The following is a 17172-nucleotide window of genomic DNA, read 5'->3' as shown; positions in this document are numbered from 1 at the left end:
AAAAATGAAAAATATAAGTAATAAAAGAAAAATTATGATGGCAGTGTTTGGAAGTATTATTATAGTGACATCAAGTTCTGCTATATTGGCTAACTCCTTATCTAGAAGAAATGAATTATCAATAAAATTGAGCAACAATTATGAATTTACAAAATCAAAATTAGTTCGCGAACGATTTTTGAAGGCGAATATTCCTTCAGAAATGACAGAAGACTATTTGAATGAGTTGGAAAAAATTAAGTTGCTTCCAAATTATTATTCAAATATTGGGGGTAGCGATTTCTTAGATTCAAATTTCGCTATACAAAATGAAATTTCTTCTAGACTTGTTACTGAAAATTATTCAGAAAAAAAGGTAAGAATGGAAATTGGTTTTGTTAAGGATATTTTAATTCAAAATGTTTTGGCATATGAAAATATAACAGATAGAGAAAATTACAAAGATTTATCTAGAATTGAATTTTTTAAATATAATTTCGAAGAGTGATCAAATCTTAATCAAATAGATAAATATAAATTAATTTATGATTATAGCAAATCGGTTGAAGATGTTTTAACAACATCTCAGGAACTTAAAGAATTGAAGAAAAAAATATTATTAAGAAAAATTGAAAATAATTTAAATATAATAAGTAGCAATAAAATAAGAATTAATGAAATTGATGATTTAACAAAAAATTTAGGAGGAGAAATCAAAAAACTAAAAATTGAAAAAGAAAATATAGAAAGTGTATTATCAGAAATCGATAAATTGATAAAATTTTTAGGATTTGCGAAAGCTGCAGCTTTGGCTGAAATGATAATATCTGAAATTGCAGGTACAGCTACTGTCGCTCTAAATGCCCTATCTATATTTTTGCCAATTTTTGTTGCAAGTGCGTTGGCGTCCTCCTTGATACACAAAGGTACAGCTCTTGCTTATGAAGCGAGTGTTGATTTAATGGGGCAAAAATTTGAAAAAACATATTATGATTTAAAAATACTATATACACTGGTTCCGCTTGTGTTTACTCTGCCCTCTACTATTAACAAACTTTGAAATATTACTAATAATTTCTCTTCATATGTGAAAGATGCCGCTAAAACTATTGATCGTTCTATCGCTTTATTAACAGTTGTCACAACTCTTTATACGATGATAACTATGGGTATTCAATGAGAAAATATGAATAGTGATTTTAACGGAATAATAAATGAATTAAATAGTGAAAAAAATATTTCTGCTAAAAAGGATTTAGAAAAAATTGATGAAAAAATAACGGAAATAAACTACGAGTCTTCAAAATTATTTAGAGAGTCAAGTGATCTAAAAATAAATAATTTAGAAATGGAGTCATTAAATCGTGGTTTTGAAGATGAGATAAATTATTTGGAAACCGAATTTTCAAATATTGATCAAATATTTTCTAACGGAAACATAGTTAGAATTAATAAAGTTTCTGAAGTGAAAGAGGCTAATTCACATTTGTATTCTGATGCAGAATTAATTGAAAAATTTTTAAAATTAAAATCAAAATTAGCCCAGCAATTAGAAATTAAAAAAAATAAATTGAATTCTTTTAGAATTGAATATAGCTACAGCGATAGAAATTATTGAAATGATATTTTTGATAATATTTATGAGCAAAAAATTTCAAAATTGGTAAATGTTTTAGAAAGATAGGTTTTAAAAAATGAAAAATCAAACAAATATCAAAGAAGAAGAATTATCAAAATTTAAAAATATATTCATGAATCCTAAAAAAATAAATTTTTATTATTTTTTTATAATGGCAATAATATTGTTGTGTACCTTAATAAATCTCGCTTGGTTTCTTTGATTAAGTGGCCAACAAGTTTTAATCAAAGATTTACCAGGTGTTGATGGACATTTCTTTAATGGTTTCGTAAATAACGAAACTAATATCGCAAATAGTGCAGTAATAAAGCCAACTATGATGATTTTTGGTTTTAGTCAAGGAGTTACAAGCTGACCATGACTAATAATTACAACGGTTTTAATTGTGACTTCTGTACTATGACCCATAATTTGAATTTATCTTGCTTTATATTCTTATAACGACCCAAGGGTTCCAAGTATTCTAAATTATAGAGTGTGTCTTATTTCCTTTTGAATTCTAATCCCGGGGTTATTTATCTTAATTTTTCAAAATTTTAATATAATTGACTCTAATCTTTTATCAAATAGTTTTAGAACCCAGTTCTTTAGACAGTTTACACATCTAAGTGAAATAAATTGAACCCAAGAAACTCAAAATCAATTTGAGATAGCCAAAGCAGGGGCGGTAAAAATTTTTGATTTTAGTGGTAATAAAATATTTTCAATTATTTCAACAACGTTTTATGTCTTATCAATTTCAGTTATTCTATTTTATAGTACTTTTGCATTCTTCATAAATTTTGATAAAAATAATAAAAAAATTATAAAAGATAGTTTAGAAAGTTAGGAAATTAGAAATGAAAAAAATTGATATTAGAATGGAAGAAGGAAAAGAAATATATTTTAAAAATGTATTTGCTGGTTCAAAAAAATTAGAGTTTCATTATTATTTTGTGACGGGATTTATTTTGCCGTGAATATTTATTAATCTATATTGACTTATCTGATTAAGAGGAGAAGAAATTTTTTTTAAGGATTTACCAGGTATGGAAGAAAGTTTTTTAAATTCATTTTTGAGTAGAGATATTAATATTAACTTCGGACCTAAATTCAAACCGTCTATGATGATTTTTGGATTTGGAACCGGAATAACCAATTGAGCAGTTTTAATTCCGACATCAGTTTTGTTTTTATTTTCAATATTATGACCCGCTATTTTCATTTTTCATCTAGTGAATTCAGTCACCAAAATTAAAAATTCAATATTTTTAAAATTTAGAAAGTTTTTAATCTTATTAAATTTAGTATTACCTGCATTTATCATTGTCATTGTGCAAAACTTTTATATGATTGATCCTGATACTTTCTCAAATAGTTTTAAAACTCAGTTCTTCAATCAATTTCTTGATCTTGGCGAAAATAATTGAAGTCTTGAAATACAAAATCAATTTGAAATAGCTAAGGAAGGGGCTAAAAGAATTTTTAATTCTGGTACAAATGAAATATTTTCAACCTTTTCAACAATTTTTTCTATTGTATTATTATCAGGTTTTGCTTTCTTTGGTAACTTTGCAGCTTTTTCTAAATTTGATAAAAATAGGGCCAAAGAAATAGATTATAAAGAGGGAAAATAAAAATTTAGCAACTAATTAAATTTTTGATGTGATATTATTGCATTGATTACACAAAGGAAGTAAAGCTTCCTTTTTTATTTCTAATTAATATAATTATATTTATAAAATGGTACAATATAATTATGTTATATATAAATAATAAAACTAATTTAACAACATAAGGAGAAATAATGTTAGAAGTAAAAAATATTACCAAGAAATATAAAGACCAAACCGGAATTGAAAACGTTAGCTTTAATTTTTCAAAATCAGATATTATCGGTTTAGTTGGTTCTAATGGCGCTGGTAAAACAACAACTATTAAAGCCATTTTCAACTTAATAAAATATAAAGACGGTGAAGTGCTTTTAGATGGGGCCAAAATTAAAAATGAGGAAATGTCAAAACTTGCCTTTTTCCCCGATTCAAATAACATTCCTTTACAAATGAAGGTTATCGATTATGCGATTTATAATGGGGTTTGTTCAGGATTAAGTCTAAAAGAGGCTAAAGAAAAAGCGGAAAGTATTATTGAAACTTTAGATTTCAAAGAAATTAGTAATAAAAAATTTAGCGAGCTTTCGGCAGGATTAAAGAAAAAAGGGATTTTAGTTGCAACCCTAGTAAATGATCCTGAATATATTATTTTAGATGAACCTACAGCTAATCTAGATATAGAAAGTCGCGAAGAGTTGATGGAAGTTATTGAATTTTTAAGTAAATCAAATAAAGGAATTTTAATTACTTCCCATATTATTGATGAGTTACAAAAATATATTAATCATTTGATTGTTATTAATAGTGGGACAATTGTTTATGACAAAAACTTTAATAATAAAAAGGAAAAAATCCTGGATATCTATAACCAATTCACTCATAAACAAAAGAAAGACTTTTCAAAACTAATCCACAACGAAAAAGGAGTTATCAAAAATGAGAAAAAATAATTTTATCTGTGCTGCTTTAAATATAAAAGTTTTGCTGGCTAAAAAGGGGATTTTATTATTAGGTATTTTTATTTTAATAATTAATTTACTTTTTGATATATTTGGCTTTCTCTTAATTCCTGAAGCTATCGGGGGAATTATGTTTACCTATATTATTATTTTTAAGGCCTCAACACTAAGTTTACTTTTTGGAGTACAATTAATCTTCTTGTTCAATTACTTTTTCAAAAAGCAAAAACAAGAGGGAGTGTTGGATATTGAAATTAGAAATGTTTGAGCCCACAAAGAGCAGTTCTTAATGAGAATTTTCATAATAGCTTTTTATACTTTGTTTATTTTCGCTATTAACGTTATTATTAGTTTTTTATTCACAATTATTACCGTATTTAATTATAGTGTATCTTGAAACTTTGCCTCAGCTCAAATGCTAGGATCACAATTATTTGTGCTTGTATTTGTTATTATCTTCTTTGGTATTATCAATCTTGTTGTTAATTTCTTATCTGAAACCACCGCTATTATTATTGGAACTTTATTAGTTGTTAGTTTTTTATTAACACCATTTGTTGAAGCGGGGACACAAAGTTTAAAATCAAGAAAAATTTATACAGATGAAATTGAAGTCAATGCCAGAATCGGGGTAACTCAAAATATTTCCAATACTTTAAATAAAGCTTATTTACAAAATGATGAAACCAAGAATTTTATTTCTGATTACCAAGAATTCATTACGATTGCTAAATCAATTAGTACAGATAAAGGGTCTGAATTTATGAAATTAGAAAACGGAACCTTTAAAGATGTAGTTGAAGAGCTTCCTGAATCAAATTCATTAAAAATTGTTTTTCAAGATATCGAAACAACCTTATTGAAACAAGAAAAAGAACATAAAGAAGTTTCTTTACCGTTTGTTTTATCAAGAGATCACAGCAGCATGACTAGTTTAAAATCAAGAACTCAAGACAATGTGAAATATGTAATTTCTAAAAGTAGTCATCAAGTTACAAAAACATATCTAGAACCAATCGTTCCTTTTTTAAACCATTTTGAATTTTTAACAACTAAAAAAAATAGCAAACCATCAAATTCCTATGCTTTAATCACAAGGGGAAATTCACAATTTAATGATTCTAAATTTCAAAATGATACAAACCTAATGTATGGTGATCATTTTCAAATTCCTTCAGTAAACTTAGCACTGCTAGAAATGCTAACAATTGCAATTAATAATAATAGTGTTTTTTCTGCTTTTACAGAATTTGAAGATGGAACTGTGAATAAGAGTTTATGAGATTATTTCTACTTCTACGATAACCTAATGTATGGGTCAAATATGACAAGTCAGACTTTTTATGAAAGTAATTTATTTGGGGTTCCAAATTCCCCTAAAACAGAATGAAAAATCAAAGATGAAAAATTAAAAAATGAATATTTAGAATGAAGCGAAAGTCAAGAAGACTACTTTGATAAAAAATATCAAAGTTTTAAAGATGGACAAACTATTTTTAATGCTATTGAAATTAGTCATAAAAACTTAAGCTACATATTCTTAATTCAGTTTTTAATTGTAAGTGCATTTGGGGTTGGAATTAATTGCTCAACTTACTGAATTTTCAAGAGAAAATTAATTCAATAATATTAAAGTATTGTTAAAATTTAGATGATAATATTTAAATGTAAGACACAGATATTTGCAGCAAAGATTAACCGTGATTTTAGCATGGTCAATTCTGTGCTGGGAAATTAAAATTTCTTTTAAAACAAAACAGCTTTTTAAGCTGTTTTGTTATTTTATATTTGATTATTAATAGTATATAATTAAATAGTTATATTTTATTTGCAAAATAATTCAATTAATAATAAATAATATTTATTTCAGAAAGCTGGTTCTTAAAATGAATGAGATTAGTATAGTAAAACAAGATAAAAATAATTTTATACTTAAGAATATCTTTTTGAATTCCAAAAAATTTAAAGTTTATTATTGAATAATAATTGGGATGATTTCCTCTCTAATAATTATTAATCTTTGATGATTTTTATGACTAGATTATAGTAGAGTTTACTTCAAAGATATACCCGGAGTTGAAGAAAGTTTTTTTAACGGATTTATAAGTGATAAAATCAAAATTTACTCAAAAGCAAAGTTTCAACCCAAGATTATGTTTTATGGTTACAATAGCGGAAGCACTAACATGTTCTTATGAATCTTTTCATTAGTGCTTTTACTTATTTCTATATTTTGACCGATTGCCTTATATATAGCTTTGTTTGATGTTTTTTGAGGTACTGAAAACGATCAAATTGCAACAGCAAATTTTAGAAAATGCCTAATTGGTTTTTATCTTGTAGTTCCTGTAATTGTTATACTAATTGTGCAAAATTTTTATATAACTAATTATAGCGCTTTTTCTAATAGTTTTAAAAACCAATTTTTTAGTCAATTTAAAGATTTTCAAGAAAACAACTTAACCCCAGTAATCCAAGAACAATTTGAAATTGTTGAATCAGGTGTTACAAATATCTTTGATTCTAAGACTAACAAAATATTTTCAATAGTATCAACCTCAATTTCGATCCTGACTTTAATACCAATTATTTTCTATAGCACTTTTGCATATTTGTATCCATTTACAAAAATGTATGTAACAGATAATCCTGAATCGATTGTCGCTTTATTAAAAAAATAGATTAAAATAATAAACATAAAATTTATATAAACGATTTAATTTAAAGAAAAATAATAAGGTATAATATTAAATAGTTAAATAATATAATTATTTTGAAATAATTAATCAGTAATTTATTTTATAAGAATATAGCGAGAGGGATTTATTAAGTGAAAAATTTTAGCAATAAATATGTCTATATAATTGTAGCTCTATCATTTTTAGCGGGTTTGTTTAATTTAATCCTTTTCACCACTCTTTCAAATGAAACGGTTTCGCTTTCAAAAATTCCGCTTGTAGAGCAAGATTATTTTAATGGTTTTATTAACCAAAATAATAGATCGGTTGCTAACCAAATTTTCAATCCAGTTTTAATGATTATGTCTTTTGGTTGTTGAGGTAGTTCAAACTGAGCTTTAATGACAGAAGTTGTGTTAATTCCGTTTTGAATAGTTGTAGCAATTCCTGTTGTTCTAATACCTTTAATTCATAAAAAACAACTCAACGGTTGAATAATGCTTACTTATGGAGTTGTTATGATTATTTTGACTATAAATATTTGCTTTCAATTAATCTTGTTTTTAAAACCAGATATTTATGAAATAACTTTAAATAAACATCTAGATATATATTTTGGAGAAAACTTTTTGGAACAAAAAATTGGTGCTGAAACATTAAGTTCTCAAATCTCAACAGCTGCAATGGGGTTAAAAAGTCTTTTTGGAATTGAATATAAAATAATGGCTATCATGACAATTATTTTAGGATTAGGAGTCGCTGGTGCTATCTTAATATCATTTGTATTTTATTGAACCTGAGCGATTAGAACTAAACGTAAAGAAAAGTTGAGAAGAAAACATTAACAGTGACTTAGAAACATCAACACTAAGTTTAATAAACCCAAAAAAGTAAGTATTAATAGAATGAACCCATATTAATATGCAAAGAGCTTTATTGAAAAATTTCAATAAGCTTTTTATTTTTTTTAAATATATATCAGTTATTTCAATCAATGACATCAGTAACGTAGGCATTAATATCTGTATATTCATTATTATGAATTGTTCCTTTCTTTAAAAGAGCGTGAAAGCTTTCAATTACAACGTTATCACTACATTGACCGACTCTTCCCATAGAAATTTTGATCCCTTCTGCATGACATCTATTTTTGTAAGCATTTGAGATATATTGTGATCCGTGGTCAGAATGAATTATAATTCCGTTTGTGCTAGAATTAATTTTTTTTATTCTAATCACTGCAGCATTAAAATTATCTAAAACCAATTTTAAATCGTTAAATTTAGAAATTTGAAAATCTATTATTTGTTTTGTACAAGCATCAATAATTGTTGATTGATACATTCTTTTTCCATTTAAAACTAAGTATGTTACATCTGTATATAAAACTGTAAGTTCCTTTTGAATATTATATTTTCTTTTAACCAAGTCTGGAAAATCTCAAATTTTATTTACTTTAGCTTTTCGTCTTTTGTAAATATATTTCCTGACATATTTTGAAATAATTCCTTGTTCTTTCATAATTCTAAGTACTTTTTTATGATTAATTCTTGGTAAACCAATTGATTCGTAGTATTCGTTAGTAAATTTGGTTAATTGTCTGTAACCAAACTGTTCCTTGTTTTCTTTAAAAATTTTTCAAAGCGTATCAATATGAAATTGATCTTTAATAATCGTTCAGTCTTTATTTTTGAAACGATTTCAATAAGAACGCTTTAATTCACAAACTTCAAGTAAAATTTTTAACTTATGATCTTTTAATTCCTCACGAATGAATTCTACTTTTTGTCTTCTGTTGACTTGTAGAATTCATGGAGCTTTTTTAAAATTTCATATTTTTCCTCCAAAGAATCCATTTCTTTTTTTTGTTTATTTAGTTCCTTGTTGGGAGAAATGCTATTTCTTTCCTTATAGAATCAATCCCTGATAGTGTGGTGAGACATATTGAATTTTTTTCCTGCCACAACATTTCCCTCAGTTCTTGCATAATCCATTATTTCTTTTTTTAATTCATTAGTATAGCTGTTAAATTTTTGTCCTTTAGTTGCCATAAAAAAATGAACCTCCTAAATGTATTATAAGGGGTTTCCCAGATATTACAATGGCGGGTTCATTCTATTAATTTCAATTGCTTTTCTATTAAATTTAAAATTTATATAAAAAAAGTCTAGTTTAAAGAAAATAATAGGGTATAATATTAAAAATATAAATACTATGTTATTTAAAGACTATTTTTAAGTAAATTATGTTTTAGAAATGTGTTGAAAGGGATTTATTAAGTGAAAAGTTTTAACAATAAATATGTCTACATAATTGTAACTTTATCATTCTTAACGGGTTTGTTTAATTTAATCTTTTACATCATTCTTTCCAACGAAAAAGTTTCGCTTTCAAAAATTCCGCTTGTGGAACAAGATTATTTTAACGGTTTTATAAACAAAAATAATAGATCGGTTGCTAATCAAATTTTTAATCCAGTTTTAATGATTGTGTCTTTTGGAAATTTGGGTAGTTCAAGCTCAAAGTTTATGACACAAATTGTTTTAATTCCATTTTGAATAGTTATCATAATTCCTGTTGTTCTAATACCTTTAATTCATAATAAACTACTGAATGGCTCAATAATGCTTTTTTATGGAATTATTATGATGATTTTGACTATAAATATTTGTGTTCAGTTAATCTTATTTTTAAAACCAGATATCTATGAAATAACTTTAAATAAACATCTAGATTGATATTTTGGAGAAAACTTTTTGGAACAAAAAATCGGTGCTGAAGCCTTGAGTTCTCAAACCTCAACAGCTGCCTTAGGACTAAAAAGTCTTTTTGGAATTGAATATAAAATAATGGCTATCATGACTATTATTTTTGGATTAGGATCAGTTATTGCTATTTTTATATCATTTATATTTTATAGAACCTGAATGATTTAAACTAAACGTAAAGAAAATTTGATAAGAAAACTTAAATAATTATTTAAAAATGTAGCTTATAAATAAAGCTACATTTTTTAAAATAAAGTTAATGCTTTACATAAAGATAAATTAGGTCTATTATGTAGTTAATGAGGTTAATACCCAAAGGAGGAATAACAATGAAAATATTTGTCATAGGAGCTAACGGTCGTCAAGGTAAAGCACTTGTCAAAGAAGCTTTAAATCAAAATTATGAAGTTATCGCTGTGGTAAGAGGTGACTTGCATGAAAACTATCATGGTAAAGTTAAAGTCTTAAAAAAGGATTTATTTGATTTAACCAGTGAAGATTTAGCAACAGCTGATGTAGTAATTGATGCATTTGGGGTTTTTGAACCTGATAAATTGGATTTACACCAATCAAGTCTAAAGCATTTAGCTAATATTTTATCTAAAACAAACATTAGATTGATGGTAGTTGGAGGAGCGGGTTCTCTTTTTGTGGACGATGAAAAAACTACAAAACTTTTAAACACCCCAGAATTCCCAAAAGATTATGTACCTTTGGCAACAAGTATGTCTTTGGCGTTTGACGAATTACAAAATACAGCAGATGTTAATTGAACTTATCTTAGCCCGGCAGCCATTTTTGATGCCCAAAAACCTGGAACTGGTAATTATGAAATAGGATTTGATAATGTTATTTTAAATAAAAATAATCAAAGTTACATAACTTATGAGGATTATGCCAAAGCGATGATTGATGAAATTAAAAATAAAAAATTTATTAATAAAAGATTTACAGTAATTGGTGAATAAATTTTTAGCAATAAAATACCAGCTTTTCAAGTTGGTATTTTTTAATGAAACAATTAGCGAAAGATTGCCCACTCTAAAAACACTTGCATTTGGTTTCTATTTGAATTAATATTACTTTACGCTAATTAAAGCGTAGAGGAAGTAATTATAATGAAGAAAATAACAGATAAAATAGAAATTACTAATAATAAATTTGCCAGAAATCGAATTGTAATGCCACCAATGGACACCTTAATGGGTGAAGATGGTTTAGCAAATGACTTTCATATTCAACATTATGGTTCTAGATCATACGGGGGAATTGGAACCATTATTGTTGAATCGACTGCTGTTTCAAGTGAGGGAAGAATTAGAGAAAAGGATTTAGGTCTTTGAAATGATACTCAGATTGCTCCTTTAGCCAAAGTTGTTGACATTGCTCATCAAGGGGGCGCTGTAATTGGGGTTCAACTAAATCATGCCGGGGCAAAAGCAGAACTAGATATGCAAACAATTGGGGTAACAAATTATTTTAATTACCTAAATCAAAGTAAATTAAAAATAGCTGAAAAAAGCGATTTAAATAGAATTGAAAATGATTTTATTAGTGCAGCAATGCGAGCTAAAAAAGCTGGATTTGATTTCATAGAACTTCATGCCGCTCATGGTTATCTCTTAAATGAAATCTACCACCCACTTTTAAATGAAGTAAATAAAAGTTCAAATATCATTGAAAGATCAGAAATGATAATTACAATTGCTAAGAGAATTACTCAAGAAGTTAAAATAGGAATTGGAATTAGATTTTCAGTTGAAGATGATGTTGATGAGTCCCCATTAAAAATCAATGATATGAAACCGTTAGTTGAAGCCTTAGACCCTTATATGTCATACTTCCATATTTCTAGTGGAGCTACAATCGGGGTTGTTTATATGGGAAAAATAATTAAAACTGCTGGAACTAAATTATTTAGATTAAAATATGCAAAAGAGATTTCTAAATGAACTAATAAAAAAATTATTACAGTTGGAAATTACCAAAATCGCAGCGATATTGAAGTAGCTTTAAAAAATGATATTGATTTAGTGGCAATTGGAAGAGAAATAATTTTTAATCCAAATATTGTTATCAACAGCGTCTTAAAAGCTGAAGAATTAAATGAGCTATACCATTGAAATAATAATATTTGATGAGGTCCTCAACAATATAAAAAATTAGTTGAAGATTTAGAAAGTAAATAGATAAAATATAAAGGCGAACTTATTCTTGTTAATCAAAGGATAAGTTTTTTATTTTAACGATCAATTACCTGAATATATTTATGGAAGTAGTAGTTTTCTGAAAATCTTAAGAAAATTAGTAAGCTGAGTCCGTAAATAATTTCAGTTACCAACAAGGGCATTCATATCACTGTCATATAACAACTATTCAATAGGTTCTTTAAATAATTTTTGATTTCATAACTTTTTAAAAAAATCTCAAAATTTTCCAACCGCTTATTTAAATAGTAATTTTTTGATTGACTATAATTTTTGGAAAGAATCTTCTTTTCGGGATTTTCTAAATCTTGATTAATTATTGCCATCAAGGTTTTTACCATTTGTTCTGTAAAGGTTTTTTGATAAATAAAGTAATTATTATCAGTTTGAAAATTAACTCAGAATCTGCTATTTATGATATCGCTTTCGTAATATTGCTGATTTAAACTGGATATTGCTTTGGGGTGAAAAACCGCTTTATAATCATTGGTCTGAAAACTGTGACATTGATAACTTAAAAATGTTATAGGCAAATTTATAATTTCTAAGGCAAAATCAAAGTAATTCAAGTTACTTTCATATTTTTGATAAGATGTGAATTCTTCAATAAAAAAAGTCCAATTCTCATCTTTTTCAATTGGAATACCTTCCTCTAAACAACTAAATGCATCTTGAAAAACTCCGTCAAGAATACCATCCACTCTAGACTTGTTATTTTCGTTGATAATAAGATAATATTCATCTTCCTCTAATAAATTTTTAAGATTATTTAAATTAATTAATTGCATTTGGTTTTTAGCATGGTTTATCCCGTTACTAGCAAAAAATAGAAAAAAAATAAAAAAGATTAAGATAAATAAAAAATTAATAAATGGGATAATGGCATATCAGTACTTTTTAATAAAACTTTTCATTTTTATCTGTCCTTGTTCATATATAGTATATAATAAAATCATAAGGAAGATATATAAAATGAAAAAATTATCATTATCTCTATTATTTGTAATTTCTATTACTACATCACCGGTCTTGACGTTATCTTGCTCTAAGGAAGTTAGACATGTTTTTGAAGAAGAAGTTGATATGTTAAATATGGGCGATATTGAAATAAATATCCGCGAACCACGACCTAATGACCTAGAAACTGACTATATTAATGAAATTATAAGTATTTTTGAAAATTGATCTGAGGATTTAGTTTATAAAACTCATTATGAAATAATTACTACTAATAAAGAACCTGAATTTATGGTCGGTGACCAAGTTTATATCAAACCAGTAAAAGATAATAATAAAATTTATGGAAAAATAATAAATAAGTCTACTAATTTGATAAGTTTGTCAGAGTTAGATGAAGAATTAAATTTAATAAAGCCCTTACCAGGAGAAGACAAAAATACTTTTGATAAATTGTTGATTGAATTTTTAGAAACAAAAATAAAGGGCATTAAATTAGAAACTGATTATGAAGTAATTTATAAAATGAAAAATGATTTAGCTTTTTCAAAAGGAGACTCTATTACTGTAACCTCTTTTCCTAAATCTAGAATAATTCGAGGAGCATCTGTAGTACAAATAAATATCTTTGACATAAATACTATTAATTATGAAAAAGCTATTCCTAGAATAAATGAGAAACCGTCGGATGTTGAAACACGGCTTGAAAAAGTCATTCAAACTAACGTCTTTGATGCAAAAAAAGATGAGGATTATATTATTGAATTTCCATCAAACTCTAATCTGCTAAAAGAAGGAGATAAAGTAAGGATAGTAGCCAAAAAAGATTCTCGAATTTTAACCGGTGAAAATGTTGAATTTATTGTTGAAACTTATAATATTAAAGATTTAAAAGAAACAATTGAACAATTAGATTTTAATTTTAAAACAAATCAAGAGTTATTTTTGAATCAAATCGAAAGCGCTATCTTATCAGAAGTTCCTCAATCACAAAGAGGATTAGATTACACCCTAATTTCAAATACTGATTTCCAATATTTTATGCCTACCGACATTGTAGAATTACAAATAATCCCTGGTAATCACTACTTAATTGGAGAGAAATTAACTTTTGAGGTTCCTAAACTAGACTTACAAGTAATTGAAGATGATATTGCGAATATCGAAGTTCAATTAGGTGTTACTACAATTCAAGAATTTCAAGAAGAAGTAAATTCAACTTTAGACTTGCTATCATCAGACATTGATATTAAGGACCAAGTGGAAATTAGAACAGATAACCTTGAAACTACATTTAATGGAAATTCAAGTGTTGAAATAGTTCCAACTAATAACTCATTCTTTTTTTCTTCAGAGTCTAAAAGTATTGTCAAAAAAATGGAATATATAAAACTTGACGAGGTTAAAGATTTCTTAGCTCCAGCAATTAATATTTATGCTGGGGCGACTTTTTCGGGAATGGCAAATTTAATTAAAGAAATTTTGTGAACAGACTCTAGGTTCTCAGTTTTAAAAGAAGATATTGATTTCGAATTAACGACAACCTCAGGAAATCAGTTTTTACACTACACTGACAGTATTTGTTTAAGTGTAATTCAAAATTCCAATCTTTTAAAAGGTGACAAAATTATTTTCGATGTTAATGAACTAGAAATTAAGGGAATTGAAGATGAACTTAATCAGGTTGACATTAATTCGCAAAATAGTCATCTTGAAAACCAGGTACTAATTAACAATTGTCTCCAAGAAATGGTCCCATTTATGAGGGAATATATTGACTATAAGATATTTATTTATGAAAAAAATAAAGCTGTACAAAATTTCCAAAATTACTCAGTAATTTTTTTCGGCGGTAAATGAATTCAAAATCAAACATCAATAGATTTATTAATTAAATAGAAAAAGGTAATTAAAATGAAAATTAGAAAAAGAAAAAAAACATATATATGATTAGGGGTTATCGGAAGCTTAGTGCTTGTTTCTTCGAGTTCCGCAGTTCTTGCTAATTCTCTATCTCATAACAATAATTTCAGAATTCGCTTAAAAAATAATTATAATTTCACTTCAAATCAACAGGTTATATCAGCATTTCAAAAGGCTGACATTGAAGAAGAAATAATTGCTCAATATCTAAATGAATTAGAAAATGTAAGTGGCGATTCCTTTAATAAAAGTGTGAGCAAAAATGGAGATTTTGTTGATGTTAATTTGCAGATTCAAAACGAGATTTCTTCAAGATTGGTAACTCGAAAATATAGCGAAGGCCAAGTTCGCGAACAAATCGGATTTGTAAAAAATATTTTATTTCAAAATATTTTGGCCTACGAAAATCTAGTGAGTTCTGATGACTATGACCAAATAATGAAAATAGAATTTTTTAAATATAATTTTGATGAATGGTCAAATTTAAATAATGTCGAAAAATATAAATACATATATGATTACAGAGAAACTCTCATTTTAGTTTTGCAAAATTTAGTAAAGACAAAGGAAATTAAGCAAGAATTAATGAAAATAGAGTTTGAGGAAAACTTAGCAGAAATTTCAAAAAATAAAGAAAGAATCGAGATAATTGAAGAGGAGACAAAAGATGCTGATAATTCTATTAGAGAAGTAAATATGGAAATAAAAAATATCGAAAATTTAGATAACACTCTTATAAATGAAATCGATTTAAGTAATAATAATTTTCAAGATATTACTTCTAAATATGCATGAACTATGACAAAGGGTTGTATCACAATTGGCCTAACAACATGAAGTATTTTTTGACCTCCAGCATCTTTTACTGCGCTTGCTTCTGGCAAGTTTTTCGAAAACGCAGCTAACGATTTTAAAGATGCAATATCCTATTCGGAGTTTTTCTGAGAAAAATCATTAGATAATCTTTCTAAAGAACTTAAAAAATTTGAAAAATCACTAAATTTGACCAATAGATTTATAAAAAATAGTGAATTGTCTGATTTGTACAAAAATGTTTTGGATAATACAATTAAAAATGTTAAAAAAGCTCTTAGACTTTTTAATATTTTTATTACCGCTGTTACAATGGGCTATTTTACTGATCACTATTGTGAATTAAAAAAGGAATTTAAATCAACTACAAAAACCATTGAGTCTCAAAGCCTCTCCACTTCAAAAGATGAAATTGGAGAGCTTACTTCTAGAATTAAGGCTTTTGATAATATAATATTCAATTTATTATCTGAAAAAAATAATCTGAATTATCAAAATAAAATTATGAAAACAAAAAACAATGAAATAGAGCTCTTTAATCAAGAAATAGAAGAAAATTTTATAGATATAGGTGAAAAATTTTCATTCGGAAATCTAATTCAAGAAAGTGATTTTATGAATGAAAAAAAATCAAGTAATATAAATAATTTTACCAAATCGGAATTAACTAAAATATATGTAAATTCACGTAGAGATCTCGAAGAAAGTATAAAAAATTTAAAAATAAAATTGGAAATTTTTAATTTAGATTACACTTATAATGACAGATTATATTGAAAAACGATTTTTGAAGATATTTTTAATCAAAATATAAATATTTTAAGCAATTTATTTTATTAAATTATTTGGAAAGATAGGTATTAATATGAAAAAAAATGAGTTAAATAAAAAAGAGAGAAAAAACTTTAATTTGAAAATTACTTTTTGAGATCCAAAAAAAATCCATACTTATTATTATTTTTCAATTAGCATGATCGCCTTATTTGTGGTTTTCAATATATCTTGATTTATATGACTTGCTTTTCAGAGTATTAATTTTAAAGATTTACCTGGAGTTGAAGACAATTTTTTTAACGGTTTTATAAATAATAATGTTGATATAAGCAAGACTGCCTGATTCATGCCAAAGATGATGTTTTTGGGATTTAAAAACGGCATTACAATTAAAGCGCTATTAATTATTGCTCTAATTTTTCTTTTTGTTTCTATACTTTGACCCCTAATCATTGAACAACTTATAGTTAACTATTCTTGTCGTTCCACGGAGAAATTAAGAATTGCATTGAGTTATAGAAAATGTCTAGTTGCTTTTTATTTTTTAATTCCGGCAATTATGATAATAATAGTACAAAATTTTTACATTAATAATAACAATTCTTTTTATAACAGTTTTGAAAATCAATTCTTTAAGCAATTTACAGATTTTCAAGAAAATAATTTGACACCATTAATTCAAGAGCAATTTGAAATAGCAAAATCAGGGGCTTTAGAAAGTTTTAATTTTAATGTTAATTATATTTTTTCAATAATATCAAATATACTTTCTTTTTTGACGATGTTTATGATTTTATTGTACAGTTCTTTTGCGTATTTTTATATTAAACCCAAAGATGGCAAAGACGAACATGATGGTCTTGATTTATAGTAATGTAAAAAA

16 protein-coding genes are annotated in these 17172 nt (G+C 26.2%); 13 read left to right on the top strand and 3 right to left on the bottom strand.

What is annotated here, in order from left to right; genetic code table 4:
* Positions 1 to 4 precede the first annotated feature (4 nt).
* The 7 genes from SALLE_RS04660 (at position 5) to SALLE_RS04630 (ending at position 7692) form a co-directional block, all read left to right on the top strand.
* Positions 5 to 1663 carry a hypothetical protein gene (locus tag SALLE_RS04660; RefSeq protein WP_115558461.1) on the top strand — a complete coding sequence of 553 codons (1659 nt, stop codon included), beginning with the start codon at positions 5 to 7 and terminating at the stop codon, positions 1661 to 1663.
* A 10-nt stretch (positions 1664 to 1673) separates the two neighbouring features.
* On the top strand, positions 1674 to 2447 hold the full coding sequence (locus tag SALLE_RS04655; RefSeq protein ID WP_115558460.1) for a hypothetical protein: 774 nt from the start codon (positions 1674 to 1676) through the stop codon (positions 2445 to 2447).
* Positions 2448 to 2457: 10 nt separating this feature from the next.
* Positions 2458 to 3234 (top strand): hypothetical protein, encoded by a 777-nt coding sequence (locus SALLE_RS04650; RefSeq protein ID WP_115558459.1) that lies wholly within the window; start codon positions 2458 to 2460, stop codon positions 3232 to 3234.
* A gap of 170 nt (positions 3235 to 3404) precedes the next feature.
* Entirely contained in the window at positions 3405 to 4160 is a 756-nt protein-coding gene (locus SALLE_RS04645) for an ABC transporter ATP-binding protein (RefSeq protein WP_115558458.1), read from the top strand.
* A complete protein-coding gene (locus SALLE_RS04640; RefSeq protein ID WP_115558457.1) occupies positions 4147 to 5796 on the top strand; it encodes a hypothetical protein in 1650 nt (549 codons plus the stop codon). The genes SALLE_RS04645 and SALLE_RS04640 overlap by 14 nt, the downstream gene beginning before the upstream one ends.
* Positions 5797 to 6055: 259 nt before the next feature.
* Complete coding sequence (locus tag SALLE_RS04635) at positions 6056 to 6850, top strand: hypothetical protein (RefSeq protein ID WP_115558456.1); 795 nt, start codon at positions 6056 to 6058, stop codon at positions 6848 to 6850.
* Positions 6851 to 6999: 149 nt separating this feature from the next.
* On the top strand, positions 7000 to 7692 hold the full coding sequence (locus tag SALLE_RS04630) for a hypothetical protein (protein ID WP_115558455.1): 693 nt from the start codon (positions 7000 to 7002) through the stop codon (positions 7690 to 7692).
* 88 nt (positions 7693 to 7780) lie between these two features.
* Here SALLE_RS04630 and SALLE_RS06060 read toward each other — a convergent pair whose 3' ends face one another.
* Positions 7781 to 8482, bottom strand: coding sequence for an IS3 family transposase (locus SALLE_RS06060; RefSeq protein WP_281267724.1), 702 nt, complete (start codon positions 8480 to 8482; stop codon positions 7781 to 7783).
* A gap of 143 nt (positions 8483 to 8625) precedes the next feature.
* Complete coding sequence (locus SALLE_RS04620) at positions 8626 to 8898, bottom strand: hypothetical protein (protein ID WP_115557854.1); 273 nt, start codon at positions 8896 to 8898, stop codon at positions 8626 to 8628.
* 228 nt (positions 8899 to 9126) lie between these two features.
* Between SALLE_RS04620 and SALLE_RS04615 the strand changes: the two genes are divergently transcribed.
* The 3 genes from SALLE_RS04615 to SALLE_RS04605 all read left to right on the top strand — a co-directional run bounded on the left by SALLE_RS04615 (position 9127) and on the right by SALLE_RS04605 (position 11804).
* The gene (locus SALLE_RS04615; protein ID WP_115558454.1) at positions 9127 to 9783 is read left to right on the top strand and encodes a hypothetical protein; all 657 of its coding nucleotides are present in this window, start codon (positions 9127 to 9129) and stop codon (positions 9781 to 9783) included.
* Positions 9784 to 9944: 161 nt separating this feature from the next.
* Positions 9945 to 10583, top strand: a complete 639-nt coding sequence (locus tag SALLE_RS04610; protein ID WP_115558453.1) for an NAD(P)-dependent oxidoreductase — start codon at positions 9945 to 9947, stop codon at positions 10581 to 10583.
* Between the two features lie 150 nt (positions 10584 to 10733).
* Positions 10734 to 11804: an oxidoreductase gene (locus SALLE_RS04605; protein WP_115558452.1), complete on the top strand. Its 1071-nt coding sequence runs from the start codon at positions 10734 to 10736 to the stop codon at positions 11802 to 11804.
* A 53-nt stretch (positions 11805 to 11857) separates the two neighbouring features.
* Here the strand turns inward: SALLE_RS04605 and SALLE_RS04600 are convergent, their stop codons facing one another.
* Positions 11858 to 12736, bottom strand: a complete 879-nt coding sequence (locus SALLE_RS04600; protein WP_115558451.1) for a hypothetical protein — start codon at positions 12734 to 12736, stop codon at positions 11858 to 11860.
* Between the two features lie 58 nt (positions 12737 to 12794).
* On the opposite strand from SALLE_RS04600, the gene SALLE_RS04595 reads away from it, so the two are divergent.
* Genes SALLE_RS04595 through SALLE_RS04585 form a run of 3 tightly spaced genes read left to right on the top strand, consistent with a single transcriptional unit; the run spans position 12795 to position 17160 of the window.
* Entirely contained in the window at positions 12795 to 14678 is a 1884-nt protein-coding gene (locus SALLE_RS04595) for a hypothetical protein (RefSeq protein WP_115558450.1), read from the top strand.
* A gap of 15 nt (positions 14679 to 14693) precedes the next feature.
* On the top strand, positions 14694 to 16355 hold the full coding sequence (locus tag SALLE_RS04590; RefSeq protein ID WP_115558449.1) for a hypothetical protein: 1662 nt from the start codon (positions 14694 to 14696) through the stop codon (positions 16353 to 16355).
* Positions 16356 to 16380: 25 nt separating this feature from the next.
* Positions 16381 to 17160, top strand: coding sequence for a hypothetical protein (locus SALLE_RS04585; RefSeq protein WP_115558448.1), 780 nt, complete (start codon positions 16381 to 16383; stop codon positions 17158 to 17160).
* The last annotated feature ends 12 nt before the right edge of the window (positions 17161 to 17172 follow it).

It is taken from the genome of Spiroplasma alleghenense (assembly GCF_003363775.1).
GTDB lineage: Bacteria > Bacillota_I > Bacilli_A > Mycoplasmatales > Mycoplasmataceae > Spiroplasma_B > Spiroplasma_B alleghenense.
The sequence above is the reverse complement of the archived record's forward strand: the minus strand, read 5'-3'. Positions and strand labels throughout refer to the sequence as shown.